We start from the raw sequence: 19,417 nt of genomic DNA, 5'->3' as shown, positions 1-19,417 counted from the left end.
ACATTCGGCCTCAGGTCCCCAAGTCGGTGTGGATCGGCAGTGCCAGGCTGAACGTCGCGCCGCCGCCCGGAGTCCCCGACACGTGGATGCTGCCTCCGTGCGCGGAGGCGAGAGACTCTGCGATCGCGAGACCAAGGCCGGCCCCGCCACCGGCACCACGACTACGCGAAGCGTCCGTGCGGTAGAAGCGTTCGAAGACCCGTTTCGCCTGTTCGCCGGTAAGGCCGGGACCGGCGTCCGCGACCTCGAGGATCGCGTGACCGGCCACCACGCCGACGCCGATCCGCACCGGGCTGCCCACGGGAGTGTGGGCGACCGCGTTGCCGATGAGGTTGGACACCACCTGACGCAGCCGCTCCTCGTCACCGATGGTCGGCGCGGCGCTCATCGGCTCGCTTCCGGGCCCGGTCAGCTCGACGTGGCGCGAGGGGTCGAGCGCCCGTAGGTCGTGCAGCGCGTCGACGGCCAGTGAGCGAAGGTCCATCGGCGCCAGCCGCAGACCGAGGCCGGTCGGCCCGGCGGCTTCGTCGAGCTGCGCGAGCAGCAGCAGATCGTCGACAAGCCGGGAAAGCCGGCCGGATTCGCGTTCGATCCGGTCCATCGTGCGGTCGACGTCCGCGCGTTCCGGCAGCGCCCCCATCCGGTAAAGCTCGGCGAAGCCTTTGATCCCGGACAATGGCGTCCGCAGCTCGTGGCTGGCGTCGGACACGAACCTGCGCACTTTCGCCTCCGACGCGGCCTGCGCCGCGATCGCGGCTTCGATCCGGGCGAGCATCCCGTTCAACGCGGTGCTGAGCCTGCCGATCTCGGTGTTCGGCGCGGCGGTGTCGGGTATCCGGCTGGCCAGGTTTCCGCCGGCGATCGCCGCGGACGTCTCCTCGATTCGCCGCAGCGGCCGAAGTCCCGCCGTCACAGCGAAAAACCCGAGCACCGCCAGCAACCCGAGCACGAGCAGCCGGATGGCCAGGCCGCTCGCTTGGACCCTGTCGACCGTCGAGTTCACCTCGGTGAGCAAGGCGGCAACGACGACGCTGGTCCCGTCGTTCGCCGACCGGGGCAGGGTGAGCACCCGCCATCCGGTGCCGTCGGCGGACGAGGTCTCGAACGGCTTGCCCGCCCGGAGTGCGACGGCGGCTGAGTCCAGCGCCGGCAGGTCCGGGCCGGGAGCGTCGGCGTGCGCGCCCGCCCGCATGACGTCGTCGAGGTGACCGGTGGGCGAGAGGTAGGCGACATAGAGGTCGCTGACCAGGTCGATGGTAAGCGCGCCCTGGTGAACGCTTTCGAGGAAACTCGGCGGCACCTTGGTCACCAGGTTTCCGGTGGTGCGCAGTTGATTGTCGACGCGGTCGACGAGCGGGGTGCGGAGGGACGCGACGACGACGGCATTGCTGACGAGCAATCCGATGGCGAACAAGCCAACGGTAAGGAGCAGCAGCCGGGCGCGCAGGGACAGCTTGCCGATCAGGCGACTCGGCAGCCCGCCGGTCATGTCCGCGGCCGCCGCAGCACGTATCCGATTCCGCGGACGGTGTGGATGAGCTTGGGCTCGACCTGATCCACCTTTCGCCGCAGGTAACTGACGTAGGACTCGACGATGCTCGGGTCGCCGCCGAAGTCGTACTGCCAGACGTCGTTGAGGATCTTCGCCTTGTCCAACGTCTGGTCGGCGTGCGCCATCAGGTAACGCAGCAGCTTGAACTCGGTGGGCGACAGCTCGATCGCCTCGCCCGCGCGGGTGACCAGATGGGCGTTCACGTCGATCTCGAGATCGGCGACGGTCAGCGTGTTGTCGCTGGGCTGGCCCTGTGCCCGGCGGATGATCACCCGGATTCTGGCGATCAGTTCGTCGAGCTGGAACGGTTTGGTGACATAGTCGTCGCCGCCCATCGACAGGCCGTTCAGCTTGTCCGTCGGGTCGTCGCGGGCGGTGAGGAAGAGCACCGGGGTGGTGCCGGACCGGCCGTCCGCCGAACCGCTCGACTGCTCCCGAAGCCGCCGGAGCACCTCGAAGCCGTCCATGTCGGGCAGCATCACGTCCAGTACCACGAGGTGCGGCCGGTCCCGCATCGCGATGACAAGCGCCTCCTCCCCGGTCGCCGCGGTACGTACGTGGAAACCGGCGAAACGCAGGCTCGCGGCGAGCAGCTCCCGGAGGGTGGGTTCGTCCTCAACCACCAGCAGCGAGTGTACGGTTTGGTCTCCCGGCGTCACCCGATCATCCGATCACACGTCGCGCGAGCGGAACAACAGGAACGCGATCGCGACGACCATCGCGACGAAACCGCCCAGCACCCCGTAGCCCGCCCACGGACCGAACACGTCCGGCGAACGTTGCACGGCCATGATCTGACTGCCCGCGTTCGTCGGCCACCACTTCTGGAACGCGTTCTCCCACGTGTCCGGCAGCGCGGTGGCAAGCGTTGGAAGGAGCAGCGTGACGGCCACCAGCACCACGAGCGCGCCGGCGGTGGCGCGAAGAATGGTGCCGAGCGCGACGCCGAGCAAGCCGATGACGGCGAGGTAGAGCCCGCAGCCGAAGACCGCGCGCAGCACATTCGGCTCACCGAGCGTGACGTGCGGGACGTTCTGGGCCGCCAGGACGGCCTGTCCGACGAAGAAGGCCGCGAACCCGACGATCTGGCCGACGGCCAGCGCCACCACCGCGAACACGAGTGCTTTCGCCGCGAGCAGCCTGCCCCGGCGGGGTACCGAGGTCACGCTGGTCCGGATCATGCCGGTCGCCCACTCCGAGGTGACCACGAGCACGCCCAGTACCCCGACCGCCAGTTGAGCCAGGATGTAACTCTTCATGCTGGTGGACGTCGGATCGAAGGCGGCCTGCTCAGCCGGGCCGGCCGTCTTGTACCTGGCCGCTCCGGCCGCACTGAACAGCAGCCCGAGTCCGACGCCGAGCGCGATCGTCACCAGCAGGGTGTACGAGGTCGACCGCAGGGTGCGGAGCTTGGTCCATTCGGAAAGCAGCAAGTCGGTCGCCCTGTGCCAGGTGTTCATGCCACTCCTTCATCCACGTTGTACTCGACGCTGTCGCGCGTCAACTCCATGAACGCTTCCTCCAGCGAGGTGCGTTGCGGGGTGAGTTCCGCCAGCACGACACCATCGGCCGCGGCCAGCTTCCCCACCTCGATGCTGTCCATCCCGGACACGATGAGAACACCGGCTTGGTCGGTGCGGACGTCCGCGCCGTTCGCCAGGAGCAGGCGGGCGAACTCGTCCACGAACGGGGTACGGACCAGGACCGTCCGTTCGGAGCTCTCCTCAACGAAGTCCCGCAGGCTGCTGTCCGCGACCAGCTTGCCCCGGCCGATCACGATCAGGTGATCCGCGGTCAGGGCCATCTCACTCATGAGGTGGCTGGAAACCAGGACCGTGCGACCTTCGCCGGCGAGTCGGCGCATCAACTGCCGGATCCAGCGGATGCCTTCCGGGTCGAGGCCGTTGACGGGCTCGTCGAACATCAGGACCTCCGGGTCGCCGAGCAGTGTGCCCGCGATGCCGAGCCGCTGGCTCATCCCGAGCGAGAACTTCCCCGCGCGCTTGCCCGCCACCTCGTCGAGGCCGACGATGCCCAGCACCTCGGCCACCCGGCGCTTCGGCAGACCGTTGCTCTGGGCCAGGCAGAGCAGGTGGTTGTAGGCGGTCCGGCTCGGGTGCACCGCCTTGGCGTCGATCAGCGCGCCGAGCGTCCGCATCGGCCGGGGCAGGTCGACGTACCGCTTTCCCCGCACGGTGGCGATCCCGGCTGACGGGGTGTCGAGCCCCAGGATCATCCGCATCGTGGTCGTCTTGCCTGCCCCGTTGGGGCCGAGGAACCCGGTCACCTGGCCGGACCGCACCGTGAAACTCAAATCGTCCACGGCGACCTTGGCACCGTAGTTCTTTCTCAGCCCCCGCACTTCGATCACCTGACGGCCTCCTTGCCCTGTCGCGAACGCATGCTGACACGGTGTCCCAGCCAGGTAACCGATTACTGGGCGTTTCCTGAATGCCGGCTCCATGTCCGCCGCCTCGCACCGCCGATCCCGCCGTCGGCCTGAGGGAATGCGCCACCACGTTCAGGGAGTCCCCAGAAAACTCCCAGCCCACCCGACCAGGTGTCGCAATCGACGACCGTGACGTTCATCGGCTGTCGGTAGCCGGTGCGTGGGGCAGGAAGACAGTCTGTCCACCATGAGCAAGGTCTACGTCATCGGCGTCGGCATGACGAAGTTCGAGAAACCCGGCCGCCGGGTGGGCTGGGACTACCCGGCGATGGCCCGGGAGTCCGGCACCAAGGCGCTGGCCGACGCCGGGATCGCGTTCGAGGCGGTCGAGCAGGCCCACGTCGGGTTCATGTTCGGCGAGTCCACGTCCGGCCAGCGCGCGGTCTACGAGCTCGGCATGACCGGGATCCCGATCACGAACGTGAACAACAACTGCGCCACCGGGTCGACCGCGCTCTACCTGGCGGCGAACGCGATCCGCGGCGGCCTGGCCGACTGCACGCTCGCACTGGGCTTCGAGAAGATGCAGCCCGGTTCGCTGAGCGTGACGTACGAGGACCGTGAGTGGCCCCTGAAGAAGCACGTCCAGGCGCTGGCCGAGATCCGTGAGTTCGCCTCCCCGCCGGCCCCGTGGATGTACGGTGTCGCCGGGTTGGAGCACAACGAGAAGTACGGCTCCACGCCGGAGCACTTCGCTAAGATCGCCGCGAAGAACCACCGGCACTCGGCGAACAACCCGTACGCCCAGTTCCAGGACGTCTACTCGGTCGAAGACGTCAAGCACGCCAAGATGGTCTACGCCGACGCGGGCCTGACCAGGCTGATGTGCTCGCCGACGTCCGACGGCTCCGGCGCCGCGGTGCTCGCCAGCGAGCGGTTCGTCGAGCGGAACGACCTCGGTGACCGCGCGATCGAGATCGTCGGCCAGGCCATGGTCACCGACATGCGCTCCACCTTCGACAGCGCGGTCAACCTGGTCGGCACGGACATGAGCCGGAAGGCTGCGGAGCAGGTCTACGCCCAGTCCGGGCTCACCCCGGCCGACGTCGACGTGATCGAGCTGCACGACTGCTTCGCCCCGAACGAGCTGTTCACCTACGAGGCGCTTGGCCTGGCCGACGAGGGCGAGGGGCACAAGCTGGTCGACAGCGACGACACCACCTACGGCGGCCGCTGGGTGGTGAACCCGTCCGGCGGCCTGATCTCCAAGGGCCACCCGCTCGGCGCCACCGGCCTCGCCCAGTGCGCCGAGCTCACGTGGCAACTGCGCGGCGAGGCCGACGCCCGTCAAGTGGCGGGCGCGACCGTCGCCCTCCAGCACAACATCGGACTCGGCGGCGCCGTCGTCGTGACCGCATACCGGAGCGGGACGCTGTGACCCCGCTGGCGTTTGGCGACACCGAAGGTCAGCCGGTCGCTTGCTACGACGCCACGGCCGTGACCCATGCCGCGTCGCAGATGCGCGAGGTGCCCGCCCTGATGGCGGACACCCTGGAAGAGATCCGACGTGACTATTTCGACGTGCATGCCGGGGATCCCGGCGCGATCGTCGCCGTCCTGGTCACGCCCGTCGACAGCGACGCGGATCACGGGCTGGTCTTCGTGGCCGCCGACGGACCGCTCGGTGGCTGCGGTGAGGCGAGCATGTTCGCCGCGATGCTCGTTCTCGAGTCCCGACCTGAGGTGCGGCTGGAGACAGGCGCGGGCTTGATCACCGCTCGGTCCGCAAAGGACGCCCGCGTCGTCCTCACCATGCCTCCGGGGACCTCTCGGGTCGACGTCGCCGAAGTCGACTACGAAGGCAAGCGACTCCGGGTCCGTACCGTGTCGGTTGGCGGCAACGTCTTCGCCGCGGTGTCCGCCGCCGAGCTGGCGGTCGAGATCTCCGCCGCGGCGGCGCACACTCTCACCGAGCGTGGCTCAGCTCTCCTCAAAGCCCTCAGCGCGGGCCCAGCGCGCCCGAACATGCTCCTGCTCACCACACCGGTGAAGTCCGCACGCACGACGAGCGCGGTGATCTGGGGCGACGCGATCCTGAACCTGGGACCGTGCGGCACTGGCACGTGTGCTCGCTACATCCTGGCGGTCGAGGACGGCGACGTGGTTCCGGGCAGCCGCCTCGTCCACGTGAGCCCGTTCGACAACGTGTTCACGGCGTCCTCTGTGGACGATCCGGGCGGCTCACGGGCGATCCAGATCTCCGGCCGGCCGGCCGTGACCGGGTAGGCGTCAGGGCGCTCGCAGCCCGAGGAGGGTCGCGATCTTGAGGCCGAGATGGAACGCCAGTCGATCCTCGCCGTTCGACAGCCGGGCGCCGGTCAGCTCCTCGATCCGCTGGAGTCGGTAGTAGAGGGTGGTCCGGTGGACGAACAACTGCTCGGCGGTCGCCGGCCCGTCGCCGGCGTTGTCGAGATAGGCCTCAAGCGTGTCAATCAGCTGCTTGCCCTTGGCGCCCAAGCCCAGGAGGTCAAGGAGCCCCGGCGGCACGGTCGACGCGTCCAGGTCCTCCGCCGGGATGCGGGCGAGCACACCGTAAACGCCGAGCTGGTCGGCTCGCACGATCGACCCCACGCCGTCGACGAGACGAGCGACCCGCACCGCCCGCTCGGCGTCACGATGGGAACGGTTGGCGTCCGCGAGGTCGTCAACGACGTCGCCGATCCCAACCAACGGGCTCGTCCCCGGCAGGTCGCGGACCAGGTCGGCGAGCAGGTCCTGATAGAGCAGATCCCGGGCGCGGCCACCGATCAGCGGATCCCGGCCGGAGAGCACCAGGATTCCGTGGTCGCGCCGGGACAGCGCCAGCTGCCGCCGGTCACTGAGCCTGCGACTGACGCGGTCGAGCAGGCCGTCCAACGTACCGCGCTCCTCATCGGACATCGCTCTGCGATCCGCGTGCAGGGAGACGACGAGGACGAACAGCGGCTCGTTCGGCACGAAAAGCTCGGCCTCCAACACCTTCTCGGCCGCCGCCCGCCGCGCGGACGCGTCCGCGGCGAAGATCAGCTCGGTCGCCAGCTCCCGCACCTGGGCGCGGCGGACCTCACCGGCCAACTGCTCGCGCCGCATGACCACCGCGAGACTGTCGACCGCGCTGAGTACCGTGGCGAGTTCGTCGTCGGAGACAGCGTCCGTCCCCTCCATCACCCACAGGAAGCCGACCAGCAGCCCGTGGTGCCGAATGGGGAGGCACAAGCGCTGCTCGGTCGCGCCGATGGCCTCGTTGAGCGGCGGCCGCAACGGCCCTTGGGCGTTGAAAGCACCGGCGGCGCGGAGCCACGCAACCACCTCGGGAGGCAGGTCCTTCCGCAGGATCGACCGTTGCCGGAGCAGGTCGATCGGTTCGTACACATGGGACGAGAACGCGATCTGGTGCATCGTCGGGTCGTCGACGGACACGTTGCGCTTCAGGCTGTGGCCGAGCGCGTCAGCCAGACGCTGCAGCTCGGACACCATGGTCACCATGGTATCCACCCGAGCCGTTCTCACACCCCGGATCGGCCCTCACCCCATCCCACCAGGTGGTCGGGAACGGGCATCCCGGTCGGCACGTGGTCGTCCGGCACCGGGGCACCGGCGACCACCCGGAGCGGAAGCTGACCCGCCCAGACCGGCCGGGATCGGTCGGCGTCCACATCGTGGGCGTCCCCGGTGCGTACCTTCGCCGACACCTCGGTGATCGGGACCGAAACGAGCAGCACGGATCGCAGCTCGGCGTCGGTGAGCGGACGAAGGAACGGGAGCCGGCCCGGAGTCCACTTGTCGATGAGCGCGTGCATCCGCGGCAGCACCTCGTCCGGATCCTCGACAGCTCGCCCCTCGCCCATCACGACGGCGGATCGATAGTTGACCGAGTTCTGCAGAACGCTGCGTCCCAGGACGAGCGAGTCGACCACTGTGGCCTCGACGCACACCGGTGCCCCGGCCGCGACCCTGGTCATCATCCTGTTCTGCCGGGCGCCATGGATCAGCAGCTCGTCCCCGATCCGGACGTGCAAGGTCGGCAGGACGACCGGATCACCGGCGTCCACTAAGGCCACATGGCAGAGCAGCGCGTCGTCGAAGATCGAGCGAACCAGGTCCAGGTCGTACGATCCGCGCGCGGGACGTCGCCGGATCCGGACCCGCTCACTGGCCGGAGTGGGTTTCATGGTGTGGATGCTCCCGGACCGCGGGCCGCGGCTGAAACGACGAGCGTCGAAAACTTCGGTGCGCCGCCTCGACACGCGACGCAAGTCAAGGCGACACCCGCTTGAGCGTGACCGGCCCGGTGGGCACCGCGGAGCAGGCCAGCACTCGCGAACCCGGCGGCAGCGCCGGATCGACGAGATACGAGACGTCGCCCCGCACCAGGTCGAGCGCGCAGGTGCCGCAAGCGCCGGCGCGGCAGGAGAAGGGCACTGGTATCCCGTGGTGCTCGGCCAGTTCAAGGAGTGTGCCATCGGCGTCCGTCCAGGTTGCCGTCGTGCCTTCGGGCAGGTACGTCACCGGGTGTGGGCCTGGAGTCGGCGCGGGTCGTCGGACAGGTGGGTCGGTCGCGGGCGAGAGGAACGGGTCGGCATGGATCCGGCCCGCGTCGACCCCAGCTCCTTGGAGGGCCCGGGACACCATGTCGACGAAGTCGGTCGAGCCGCACACGAGTGCCTGTGCGTTGCCGGGCAGGATGTCGACGATGTCGCGCGCGGTGGGACGTCGTGCGGCCGTCCTTGTCTCGAAGAGCGTGGCCGTCCCGCCGGATCGCCGGGTGTGCTCGGCAACCTCGGGCCACAGCGCCGCGCTTTCCTTGCTGGCGTCGACGTGCAGCACGGAGACCGGGCGGCTGTCGGCGGCCGCCACCAGCTGCTGCACCACCGCGGCCACGGGGGTGATCCCGATGCCGGCACTGACCAAGTACAACGGCAGCTGCTCTCGGGAGAACGCAGGGGCTCCGTACGGACCCGAGACGAGCAAGCGGTCGCCGCTGGCCAGCGACGCGAGGCGCTTCGAGACCAACCCGCGCAGCCGTACCGTGATCCGCAGCCGGTCGTCCCGCCGGCCGGAGACGCTGTAGGCGCGCCAGGTCAGCCCGCCGTCCGCGGTGGGCAGGTGCACCCGGACGTGCTGGCCGGCCGTCACCGGGAGCAGGTAGGGGTCGCGGAGCCACAGGCTGACCGTCCGGGCGTCCTCGCGAACCGTCTCAAGGACCTCGGCCTCCCGCGGCCAGGTGTGCGTCGCCTCATCCCGCAGCCCGTCAACGCCACCCACGGCGACTGTAGCGCCGACGCGAAGCCGCGCGGGCTCGACCAGGCGCGCGTAGACACCCATGTTCGGGTGGCCGACGGCGCGGGCGAGCAGGGAAGGGAGCTCGACGTCCCGCTCCCCCGTACTCGGGTTCGCGGACGTCGCACGGCAACGCTGGATGGGTCGGATCACCTCGACTTCGCAGTCGCCGAGCCGGATCCGCCGCCCCACCCAGGACAGTTCGGCGAACGCGGACAGGCCGTCCAGGTGGACGTTGGCGCGGAATCGCCGGGGGTCGAGCGCACGGCCGGCCATTCCTTCGAGCGCACGCACCGAGGCCAGATTGAGCAGCGACAGTTCGGCGTCCACACAGTCCCACAGGCCCGTCGTGTCGGCGTGGACGAGACGCAGCCCAGGCTCCCCGAACCACTGGCGCAGAACGGCTTCCTGGTCTTCATCAGGCTGGTCCGAACGCACCCCGTCCGGGTGAGCGCGGTGGCGTAGCTCGACCACGTCGGGTCTGAGCATCGTCACCGTCACCTGTGTCATGTCCGGATCGCGGGCCACCTGCTTGAAGGCCGATCGCGGCCGCCACGTCGTCCGGGGCGGCACGGACTGGTCGCCGCGCGCGATCGCCAGTGAACGGTCGTGCAGCGCGCCGGTGCTAGGCAGGACGTCGACCTCGCCGACCGGCACGCCCACGGCGCCCTTGACCGGGTACACCCACAACGAGTCGACGACGCCAGCGGTCATCGGTGGTCTCGATAGACCGGCGCCCGCTTCTCGCGGAGCGCGGCGACGGCTTCCTTGGCGTCGGGCTCGGCGGCGAGCCGCCCAGTCATCCGTTGCTCGAACTCGTAGCCGGCCTTCAGGTCCATGAACTCGACGGTGTTCAACGACTCCTTGGCGTGGCGCAGCGCGGCCAGGCTGTGCCGCGTCATCTTCTCGGTCAGGCCGAGCGCCGTGTCCAGCACTTCGTCGTCCGGGACGACCCGCAGCACGGACCCGAACCGGACGAGGTCGGCGGCGGGCCACGGTTCGGCCGTGAAGTACATCGCCCGCACGACCGGTTGCGGAACCAGGCGGCCGAGGTGGGCGGCTCCGCCCATCACGCCGACGCTCACCTCGGGCGTCCCGAACCGAGCACTTTCCCCGGCCACGACCACATCGCAGCTCGCCGCGATCGCCAGACCGGTACCCAGCGCCGCCCCACGGACCGCGCCGACCACCGGAACCGGGCAGTCGTAGATCGCCGCGAAGGCGTCCCGGACCAGCCGCATCCGTCCCGCCGCGTTGGCCTCGGACAGGGTGAAGAACTCCTCGACCTCGTTCCCGGCGCAGAAGTGCTTGAGGGCGCTGGTGAGCACGACCGCCTTCACCCCGGACAGCACTTCGTCGAACCGGCCGAAGAGGTCGCGGATCTCCTCGTACATCGCCAGGTTCACCGCGTTGACGGGTGGCTTGTTCATCGTCACGACGGTGGTCGCGCCGTGTTCCTCCACGGCCAGGTACTGGTAGGACATTCGATCCTCGACGCTCACGTGGCCGGACAGATGGGCAGTACTACGTGTGAGGGGTGCGCCGCGTCCCGGTGGACGATCTGGGTCGCCGCGACCGGATCTCCTGACGCACCACCCAGGTTGGTGTTCCGGTCGAACCGCGGGAAGTCCGCGGAGCTGATGTCGACGCGGATCCGATGGCCGGCCCTGAACCTGTTCGCGGTCGCCCACATGTCGACCTCCAGCCGGTAGATCTCGCCGGGCACAAGCGGTTCGGCGCCACGGTCAAGGTCGCGATACCTCGCCCGCAGTAGACCGTTCTGCAGCTGGACGGCCCGCCCGTCCGGGGCGACATCGCTGAGCCGCGCGACGAAGTCAGTGTCCACTGCGGACGAACTCGCGTAGAGCACCATCCCCAGTTTGCCCACGACGTCGACGTCATGCTCCAGCGGCTCGGTCGTGTAGGTGAGGACGTCGTCACGCTGCTGGACCACACTGACGTCCACGCTTCCAGGTGGATAGACCCAGGAGACGATGCTGCCGCCCACGGTCGGGGTCGGGTCCAGCGGGTCGTAGACGTACTGGTCCGCGGCCTGCTGCGCCAGCGGGGCCGCCGTGCTCAGCGTCCCGTCGGCGCCCAGGTAGTACCGTGTTTCCACGGCCTCAGGAAGCGGCCAGTCGTCCGCGCCGCGCCACTCGTTGGCGCCCATGAGGTAGTAGATGACGCGCGGCCAGTCGTCGATGGAGCCCTCCCGCACGGTCTGGTACCAGCTCAGCGTGAAGTCCACATTGGACCAGTGGTTGTGCTGCAGTTCCGGGTGTTCCCCCATCCGTTCCTTGTACCCGGGTTGGTTGTGCGCGGACGGGGTGATGACGATCCGGGCCTGGGAGCGCAACGGTTCGGGCGCGTGCTCGCGCAGAAGCTCCCAGGTGGCCAACGCGTCGTTGACGAACCAGTCGTACCAGCCGGTGCGCAGCAACGGGATCGCCTGGAAGTCGGCGACCTGCCGGGCCGGGTCGACCGCGGGCAACGTGTGCCGGTCGATCGAGACGCCCTGGCCGAGCAGCGGCCCGATCTGCTCGACGTCCACCATGGTGACGTGGGTCGACCCGGTGACGCCACGGATGAAGTCGGCCCGTTCCGCGCACGTCAACGAGCAGTAGTGCGCCCACAACCAGGCCTGCGCCTCAACCGGGGACAAGCCCTTGAGCGCGGGGAACGACTCCGCCAACTCGGCCAGCGACGGACTGTCGAACGGCTCGTTGAACAAGCCGGTCGACAACGTCTCGGCCAGCATCATCGGCTCCAACTGCCAGAACGGGATGTCCGTCTTGCCCTCACCGTGGCCGATCGAGCGCGCGAGGGCGTTGAGCACCATGTGGTACGACGCCGTCTTGACCCCGACCCCGATCCCGCTGACCTCCGGCAGGATCGTGGTCATCTTCGGGTGGGTCGCCATCGGCCACTGCACCTGGCCGACGTACGAGCCGCCGACCGACCCGATGAACCCGTCGCACCAGCCCTGGACGCTGACCCACTCGACGAAGTCGTACCCGTCCTCGGGCTCGAACATGTAGAAGTCGTGGTCCTCGGGTTCACTGTCGCCCGTGCCGCGAAGGTCTTGCACCGCAACGACATAGCCTCGGCGCGCGAACGCGATGAAGACCGCCACCAGCCGGTCGGCGTCACGACCGTACGGTGTACGCACCGCGATCACCGGGGCGGGCGACTCCGGCGGCAGGTACAGATCGGTGGCGAGCCGCACGCCGTCCCGCATCGTCACGGACACTGTCTCGATCGTGATGTCGGCGACGGCGAACGTGGCCGGCGTGCGCGGCTCCCTGCTCCTCAGCACGTACTGGAGCTCGTCTGAGACGGTCATCTGGTCGGTTTTCCCATCACCTCACGGAGAACGCGCAACACGTTCTCGCCGAGCACCTTGCGGATGTCCGACTCCGCGAACCCGCGGCGCACCATCACCTCGGTGATCTTCGGCAGGTCCGAGGGGCGGGCGATCTCGGCCGGCCGGTACGAGTGGCCGTAGGTCGGGGGAGCCCAGCCGCCGACCCAGCCGCCGAGCACATTCTGGTAGTAGTCGTCGATGAAATCCGGCCCCAGGCCCACGTGATCGATGCCGGCCACGTCGATGACGTGCTCGATGTGGTCGACGACGCGGTCGGCCGACGGACTGGTCGGGTCGATGAAGAACGGGATGGCGGCCGCGACCCCGATCACCCCGCCGAGCCCGGCGATCGCCTTGATCTGCTCGTCGCCGAGGTTGCGGTGGCTGTCGGTGATGCCGAGGCACGCCGAGTGCGTGGCCAGGAACGGCCGCGTCGCCAGGGAAAGCACGTCCTCGACGCCGGCGATGCCGAGGTGGCTGATGTCGAAGACGATGCCCACCTCGTCCATCTCGCGAAGCGCGGTGACACCCTCCGGAGTCAGGCCGCCGCGCGAGGTCGCGTCCAGGCCGCTGCCGTCGGCCAGGAAGGTGCGGCCCAGGTGCGCGATGGACACCACCCGGACACCCACCCGGGCCATGGTGCGCACCAGTGCGGGGTCCTGCCCGATCGCATGGGCGCCTTCCAGGGCGATGATCAGGGCGATGCGCCCGGACGCGGTCGCGGCGTCGACGTCGGCGCCGGTCAGGCACACCGCCACGTCGTCGCTGTGTTCGGCGGCGAGCTCATGGATCCGTTCCACCAGCAGCAACGTCCGGCGCAGCGCCCCCTCGGACTGGAACTCAAGGTCGATGCAGATGGGCAGCACCTGCACGTCGACGCCGCCGGCCCGCAGCTCCGGCAGCCAGAACTGGGCGAAATGGTCACGTTGGTGCCGTCGGTCGAAGTGGTCCACCAGCAGGATCAGGTCGTTGTGCGTGTCGACCACGACAGCGTCAGTGTGCAGTAGACGGGGATCGGTCATGGGTGCCAGCACCTTCCGTTCAGGTCAGGGTTGCCGGGTCGCTGTTGCCGCCGCACACGACCACGGCGACGCGTTCGTTCGCCGCGGGCACGTAGCCTCCGTCGATGAGGGCGGCGAGCGGCGCGGCGGCGCCTGGCTCGGCGCAGATCCTCAGCTCGTCCCACAGGCGTTGGCGCGCATCGAGAATCGCCTCCCCCGGCACGACCACGACGTCGTCGATAGCGCGCTGGGCGATCTCCCACGCGATGGCGCCGATCTGGCTCGCGCCCAGCGCGTCGGCGGCGACACCGCCGACGCTGATCGTCACCCGTTCACCTGCCGCGCGGGCCGCGGCGAGCGTGGGTGAGCCCGCCGCCTCGACGGCCACCACACGCACGCGGCCGTCGAACCAGGCGGCTATCCCGCCGACAAGACCGCCGCCACCGCACGCCACGAGCACTGTGTCGACGTCCGGGCACTGCTGCTCCAACTCCAGTCCGACAGTGCCCTGGCCGGCGACGACCGCCGGCTGGTCGTAGGCGTGCATGAGCAGGGCTCCGGTCTCGGCTGCCCTGCGCTCGCACGCCACCACGGCCTCCGCGAAATCACGGCCGACCTGGTGCACGGGCGCACCGTAGCGGCGCAACTTAGCTATCTTGACCGCCGGTCCAGTTTCCGGAACGAACACTTCGACGGGATGGCCGAGCTGCCTGCCCACGTGCAGCAGGGCGAGCGCGGCGTTCCCGCCCGAGGCGATGACCATGCCCGCAGCGGGCACGTCCTGGGTCAGGGCCCGGTTGAAGATTCCCCGGGGTTTGAACGACCCGGAGTGCTGTAACAGTTCGAGTTTGAGCACCAGCGGTGCGTCGACGCCGAACGTCCCGGGCGAAACCTCGATGACCGGTGTCCTTCGCACGTGACCGTGAATCCGGTCCGCGGCCGCCGCGACATCGTCCGAAGTGGGCACTTTCATAGCGATCGGGCGATGAGGTCCTTCATCACCTCGTTGGCTCCGCCATAGATCTTCTGGGCGCGCGCGTCGGCGTACAGGCGGGAGATGAGGTACTCCCGCATGTAGCCGTACCCGCCGAACAGCTGGAGACACCGATCGACGACGTCGCACTGGTTCTGGCTCAACCACCACTTCGCCATCGACGCGGTCGCCGGATCGAGCGTGCCGGCGACGAACCGCTCGACGCAGTCGTCCAGGAAGACCCGGGACGTCCGGACCACGGTTGCCAGCTCGGCGAGCTCGAACTTGACGTGCTGCATGGCGAACAGCGGCGCGCCGAAGACTTCACGGGTCTTCGTGTAGGCGATGGTCTCCTCAAGCGCGCGTTCCATGGCCGCCACCGCGTTGACGGCGAGCACCAGGCGCTCCCTGGGCAAGTCGCGCATCAGCATGCTGAATCCCGCGCCCTCCTCGCCCAGCAGGTTCTCCGGCGGCACCCGCACGTCGTCGAAGAACAGCTCCGCGGTGTCCTGGCTGTGCATGCCCAACTTGTCGAGCACCCGCCCACGCCGGAATCCGGGCGTGTCCGCCGTTTCCACGACGAGCAAGGAGATCCCGTGGCGACCCGCGGACGGGTCGGTCTTGGCGACCACGATGACGAGATCGCATTGCCCACCGTTGCTGATGAACGTCTTCGACCCGTTGAGTACATAGTGGTCGCCCACGCGCGTGGCACGTGTCGTGACGTTCTTGAGGTCGGTGCCGGCCCCGGGCTCGCTCATGCCGACCGCGCCGATGATGTCGCCCGACGCCATCCCGGGCAGCCAGCGCATTTTCTGCTCCTCGGAGCCGTAGGCCACGAGGTAAGGGGCGACCACCCCGCTGTGGACCGAGTTGCCCAGCCCGGTGTCGCCGGACCGGGCTTGCTCGCTGAACACGACGGCATCGTGCGCGAACGTGCCGCCTCCGCCGCCGTACTCCTCGGGCACCTCGCAGCACAGCAGCCCGAGCGCCCCGGCCTTGCGCCACACCTCCCGGTCCACGTACTTCTGCTGGTCGAAGCGTTCGAGGTGCGGGACGACCTCGGTGTGGAAGAAGTCGCGGGCGACCGCGCCCAGTGCGGCCCCCTCGTCATCGACCCAGCGCGGCCGTGCGACCGTTGCGGTGCTCATCGATTCTCCTCAGTTCACGGCTCGGTCGCGGTCGCCCCAGAAACGCGCCCGCAGTTGCTTCTTGTCGATCTTGCCCAGGCCGGTGAGCGGCAGGGCGTCCATGAATTCGAGGCGTTTCGGGGCGTGCACGGGTCCCTTGAGCTCGCGGACGTGGGCGATGAGCTCCTCGGGTGTCACGGTCGCACCAGGGGTCCGGACGACGAACGCCATCACCGCCTCGCCCCACTTCGGGTCCGGAACACCGATCACCGCCGCTCCCGCGACCGCCGGATGCGTCGCCATCGCGTCCTCGACTTCGCGCGGATAGACGTTGAACCCGCCGCTGATCACCAGGTCCTTCTTGCGATCGGTGAGATACAGGAAGTTGTCCGCGTCGAAGTAGCCGACGTCGCCGGTGTGCAGCCAGCCGTTGCGGAAGGTCTCCGCGGTCACCTCGGGCTGCTTCCAGTAGCCGTCCATGACCAGCGGACCGCGCACGCAGACCTCACCCCGCTCGCCGACTCCGCAAGGCTGGTCGTCGTCGTTGAGGACGGCGACGTCCAGCGTCGGGTGCGGCTTTCCGCAGGAGGCGAGCCGCTCGGGCCGCCCCAGGTCGTGATCCTCCTTGCGGAGGGCCGTGACGGAGTTCGGCGCCTCGCTCTGTCCGAAGAACTGCACGAACACCGGCCCGAACACGTCGAGAGCCTGCTCCAGCCGGTCGGGTGACATCGGCGCCGAGCCGTAGAGGATCGTCTGCAGGCTCGACAGATCCGCGGGGTGCTCGGCGAGGTGGTCGAGCAGCACGTAGATCATGCTCGGCACCAGCATGGTCGCCGTGATCCGGTGTCGCTGGACGGCCTCGCAGAACTCCACTGGATTGAAACCCTTGGCGAGCACCATACTTCCGCCCTGGTGCAGCACCGTCGGCACGACGCCCGCGAGCGCGTGGGTCAACGGCGTCGTGCCGAGGAACCGGATCTCGGTGGGCAGCTGCCAGTGCGCCAGAGCGAGGTGGAGGTGCGTGACCAGCGAACGATGCGGGAGCATCACGCCCTTGGGCCGGCCGGTGGTCCCGCCGGTATAGCCGAGCATCCCGATGTCGGACTCGCGCGCCAGCGCGGGAATGGGCTCGTCCGTATCGGGGCCGGCCAGCACGTCCGACGACGAACCGCCGCCGATGTGCAGCACCTGCGGACGCAGTTCCAGGTCGGCCGCGAGAGCCGCGGCGTGTTCGCCGTACCGCGACCAGTCAGCGACGATCGTCGTGATCTCGGCGTCGGCGCAGACGGCGACGTGGTCCGCCAAGGAGCCCATCGGATGCAACGGGGTGTACCGCGCTCCCAACGACATCGCGGCGATCAGCGTGGCGAACGCCTCGGGTCGGTTGGGGGCGACCATGGCCACGCCGTCCCCCGACTTGACCCCGGCGTCCTGCATGGCGAACGCGATCCGGGCGATCAGCCGGCGCAGCTGTTCGTACGACATCTCACCGGTCGCGGTGATGAACGCGACGCGATCCGGTTCGAGCTGCAGCGAGCGCGAGACCATGTCGGGGAAGGTCGGTCGACGATAGAGGTCTGTCAGCTGAGCCGTCACTGCTTCTGTCCAGCCTTTCGTTTGATTCGCCGCAGCTCGGTCTCGAACCCGTCGAGCAGCCGGTCGAGCCCGAACATGAACTGCCCCTCCGGGTCCACGGAGAGGACTTCGCCGAGGCGGCGCAGCGGCGAGTCCACCGGTGTGTCCTCGTGCACGAACGTGTCGGACACCTGGTGGGCGAACTCCTCGCCGCCGCCGCGGAACCTCGAGACCTCCCAGGCCATGGCGCCGAGGAGGTAGTTGCGCAGCGCCATGAACGCGCGGATCGACGAGTCCTCGTCGAACCCGGCCTGGTGCAGCAGGTCGATGACGTCGAGTCCGACCGCGGCCGCGCCCGGCCCGCGGACGGTGTTCTCCAGGTGGATCTCGATGAGGGCCGGGTGCCGCAACGCGTTCAGCCGGGACTCCGACGCGAACTCCTCCAGACGCACCCGCCAGGGCCGGCCGTCCTGAGCGATCCGCGGCGACTCGGACAGCGCGAGGTCGACCACGGCGTCCAGCAGTTCCTGCTTGTCGTTCAGGTGCCGGTAGAGCGACATCGGGCTGCCCCCCAGCGCCTCGGCCACCCGGGCCATCGTGACGCCGCTGAGACCGTCGCGATCCGCGATCTCCAGCGCGGCGGCGATCACCGTGTCCCGGTCGAGCGCACCGCGTGGCAACCGCTGCGACTTCTGCACCTTCGGTTGTGGCGTCAAGACTTGCCCCCTGTTCGATCCGGCGTCGGCGGCGCCCTTGCGCAGCCTTGCGTACGATCATAGTGTATGTCTATACCCAGACGAACGGTTCGGGTGGAAAAGTCCACGAACGCCTGAAGGAGCACCCTGCCCATGACCGCCCGGCTCTGGCTCAACGGCGCCACTCTGATCACCGCGACCGGGCCCGACCCCGAAGTCGCCGGACTTCTCGTCGAAGCCGGGCGGATCGCCCAGATCGGCGGAACCGCCCCGGCCGACGCCGAAGTCGTCGACTGCGCCGGCCTCACCGTGACCCCCGGCCTGATCGACGCCCACGTGCACATGGGTTTGGCCAGCCGGTTGGAGGCAAGCGTCGGGTTCGGCATGTCCGTCGCGGAGATCGCCGCCGACATGTTCGCCAACTGCGCCCAGACCCTGCGCACCGGTTTCACCACCGTGCGGGACTGCGGCGGCATCGACGCCGGCCTCGCCCAGGTCGTCGCGTCGGGCAAGATCGCCGGGCCCCGGATCGTGCAGTGCGGCCCCATCCACTGCCAGACCGGCGGACACGGCCACTACGCGGCCGAGTGGGAGCCCGCCGAGATGTGGCAGGGCCGGGTGGTTCCCGGCCTGCGGTCACTGGCGACGCTCTCGGACGGGCCCGACCAGATGCGGAAGAACGCCCGCGAATCCTTCCGGAGCGGTGCCGAGTTCCTCAAGCTGTGCGTCACCGGTGGCGTCATCTCCAAGCACGACAAGCTGACCGACACGCAGTTCAGCTTCGACGAGATCGCGGTGGCCGTCGCCGAGGCCACCGCCCGAGGCACCTACGTCACCGTCCACGCCCACAACGTCGAAGGCATCCGCAACGCCGTCCTGGCAGGTGCGCGATGCGTGGAACACGGCACCGGCATCGACGAGGAGACGGCCGCGCTCATGGCCGCCCGCCAGGTCTCCCTCGTGCCCACGCTCGCCGCCGTCGAAGCGGTGATCAGGAACGTCGACGGGCTCGGCCTGCCCACCGAGTTCGCCGAGCGAGCGGCACAGGTGCGCGCCGCGATGACCGACGGACTCCTCGCCGCCAAGGCCGCCGGTGTCCGAATCGGACTCGGGTCGGACATCATCGGGCCCGACCAGAGCCGTCGGGGGGAAGAACTGACCCTGCGAGCAGCAGTCGAATCGCCCATGGCAGCGCTGATCGCGGCCACGCGAGTCAACGCCGGCCTCCTCGGGCTCGACAGCGAGATCGGCACCCTGGAGGTCGGCAAGCAGGCGGACATCGTCGCGTTCGCCGAGAACCCCTTGGAAAACCCCGCCGTGTTCGCCGAGCCGGACAGTGTCGTGCTCGCGCTGCAGAACGGGGTTGTCGTCAAGGACGAGCGAGCGTCCTGACTCGCGAGGCGCGCTGCTCATCAGGAT

General features: G+C 69.1%; 17 protein-coding genes. 3 read left to right on the top strand and 14 right to left on the bottom strand.

Features of this window, described 5'->3' with window-relative positions; genetic code table 11:
* Positions 1-10: 10 nt before the first annotated feature.
* The 4 genes from EV192_RS20550 to EV192_RS20535 are packed head-to-tail and all read right to left on the bottom strand — an operon-like array spanning position 11 to position 3,923.
* On the bottom strand, positions 11-1,489 hold the full coding sequence (locus EV192_RS20550) for a HAMP domain-containing sensor histidine kinase (RefSeq protein WP_132117680.1): 1,479 nt from the start codon (positions 1,487-1,489) through the stop codon (positions 11-13).
* Positions 1,486-2,175, bottom strand: coding sequence for a response regulator transcription factor (locus EV192_RS20545; protein WP_207926152.1), 690 nt, complete (start codon positions 2,173-2,175; stop codon positions 1,486-1,488). Before EV192_RS20545 ends, EV192_RS20550 begins: the two co-directional genes overlap by 4 nt.
* Positions 2,176-2,223: 48 nt before the next feature.
* Complete coding sequence (locus EV192_RS20540; RefSeq protein WP_132117676.1) at positions 2,224-3,012, bottom strand: ABC transporter permease; 789 nt, start codon at positions 3,010-3,012, stop codon at positions 2,224-2,226.
* Positions 3,009-3,923 (bottom strand): ATP-binding cassette domain-containing protein, encoded by a 915-nt coding sequence (locus EV192_RS20535; RefSeq protein ID WP_207926151.1) that lies wholly within the window; start codon positions 3,921-3,923, stop codon positions 3,009-3,011. Before EV192_RS20535 ends, EV192_RS20540 begins: the two co-directional genes overlap by 4 nt.
* Before the next feature lie 265 nt (positions 3,924-4,188).
* On the opposite strand from EV192_RS20535, the gene EV192_RS20530 reads away from it, so the two are divergent.
* Together EV192_RS20530 and EV192_RS20525 are read left to right on the top strand one after the other, a co-directional pair.
* Positions 4,189-5,379: a lipid-transfer protein gene (locus EV192_RS20530; RefSeq protein WP_132117672.1), complete on the top strand. Its 1,191-nt coding sequence runs from the start codon at positions 4,189-4,191 to the stop codon at positions 5,377-5,379.
* Positions 5,376-6,227 carry a proline racemase family protein gene (locus EV192_RS20525; protein WP_165960514.1) on the top strand — a complete coding sequence of 284 codons (852 nt, stop codon included), beginning with the start codon at positions 5,376-5,378 and terminating at the stop codon, positions 6,225-6,227. The genes EV192_RS20530 and EV192_RS20525 overlap by 4 nt, the downstream gene beginning before the upstream one ends.
* A 3-nt stretch (positions 6,228-6,230) precedes the next feature.
* On the opposite strand, the gene EV192_RS20520 is transcribed toward EV192_RS20525, so the two are convergent.
* From EV192_RS20520 to EV192_RS20475, 10 genes are all read right to left on the bottom strand, one after another.
* The gene (locus EV192_RS20520; RefSeq protein ID WP_165960513.1) at positions 6,231-7,457 is read right to left on the bottom strand and encodes a PucR family transcriptional regulator; all 1,227 of its coding nucleotides are present in this window, start codon (positions 7,455-7,457) and stop codon (positions 6,231-6,233) included.
* 29 nt (positions 7,458-7,486) lie between these two features.
* Positions 7,487-8,152, bottom strand: coding sequence for a pyridoxamine 5'-phosphate oxidase family protein (locus tag EV192_RS20515; RefSeq protein WP_132117666.1), 666 nt, complete (start codon positions 8,150-8,152; stop codon positions 7,487-7,489).
* An 85-nt stretch (positions 8,153-8,237) separates the two neighbouring features.
* Positions 8,238-9,974: an MOSC domain-containing protein gene (locus EV192_RS20510; RefSeq protein WP_132117664.1), complete on the bottom strand. Its 1,737-nt coding sequence runs from the start codon at positions 9,972-9,974 to the stop codon at positions 8,238-8,240.
* The gene (locus EV192_RS20505) at positions 9,971-10,744 is read right to left on the bottom strand and encodes an enoyl-CoA hydratase-related protein (protein WP_132117662.1); all 774 of its coding nucleotides are present in this window, start codon (positions 10,742-10,744) and stop codon (positions 9,971-9,973) included. The genes EV192_RS20510 and EV192_RS20505 overlap by 4 nt, the downstream gene beginning before the upstream one ends.
* 14 nt (positions 10,745-10,758) lie before the next feature.
* A complete protein-coding gene (locus tag EV192_RS20500; protein WP_132117660.1) occupies positions 10,759-12,603 on the bottom strand; it encodes a CocE/NonD family hydrolase in 1,845 nt (614 codons plus the stop codon).
* Complete coding sequence (locus EV192_RS20495; protein ID WP_132117658.1) at positions 12,600-13,646, bottom strand: dipeptidase; 1,047 nt, start codon at positions 13,644-13,646, stop codon at positions 12,600-12,602. The genes EV192_RS20500 and EV192_RS20495 overlap by 4 nt, the downstream gene beginning before the upstream one ends.
* Positions 13,647-13,665: 19 nt before the next feature.
* Entirely contained in the window at positions 13,666-14,598 is a 933-nt protein-coding gene (locus EV192_RS20490; protein ID WP_132117656.1) for a threonine/serine dehydratase, read from the bottom strand.
* Positions 14,595-15,749, bottom strand: coding sequence for an acyl-CoA dehydrogenase family protein (locus tag EV192_RS20485; protein WP_132117654.1), 1,155 nt, complete (start codon positions 15,747-15,749; stop codon positions 14,595-14,597). Before EV192_RS20485 ends, EV192_RS20490 begins: the two co-directional genes overlap by 4 nt.
* A gap of 9 nt (positions 15,750-15,758) precedes the next feature.
* Positions 15,759-17,276: an AMP-binding protein gene (locus EV192_RS20480; protein ID WP_132117652.1), complete on the bottom strand. Its 1,518-nt coding sequence runs from the start codon at positions 17,274-17,276 to the stop codon at positions 15,759-15,761.
* Positions 17,277-17,320: 44 nt separating this feature from the next.
* Entirely contained in the window at positions 17,321-18,019 is a 699-nt protein-coding gene (locus EV192_RS20475; protein WP_165960512.1) for a TetR/AcrR family transcriptional regulator, read from the bottom strand.
* 132 nt (positions 18,020-18,151) lie between these two features.
* On the opposite strand from EV192_RS20475, the gene EV192_RS20470 reads away from it, so the two are divergent.
* Positions 18,152-19,390: a metal-dependent hydrolase family protein gene (locus EV192_RS20470; RefSeq protein WP_132117649.1), complete on the top strand. Its 1,239-nt coding sequence runs from the start codon at positions 18,152-18,154 to the stop codon at positions 19,388-19,390.
* The last annotated feature ends 27 nt before the right edge of the window (positions 19,391-19,417 follow it).

The sequence above is a fragment of the Actinocrispum wychmicini genome, assembly GCF_004345645.1.
Taxonomy (GTDB): Bacteria; Actinomycetota; Actinomycetes; order Mycobacteriales; family Pseudonocardiaceae; genus Kibdelosporangium; species Kibdelosporangium wychmicini.
Note: the sequence above shows the minus strand (reverse complement) of the source record. Positions and strands in the feature narration are given on the sequence as shown.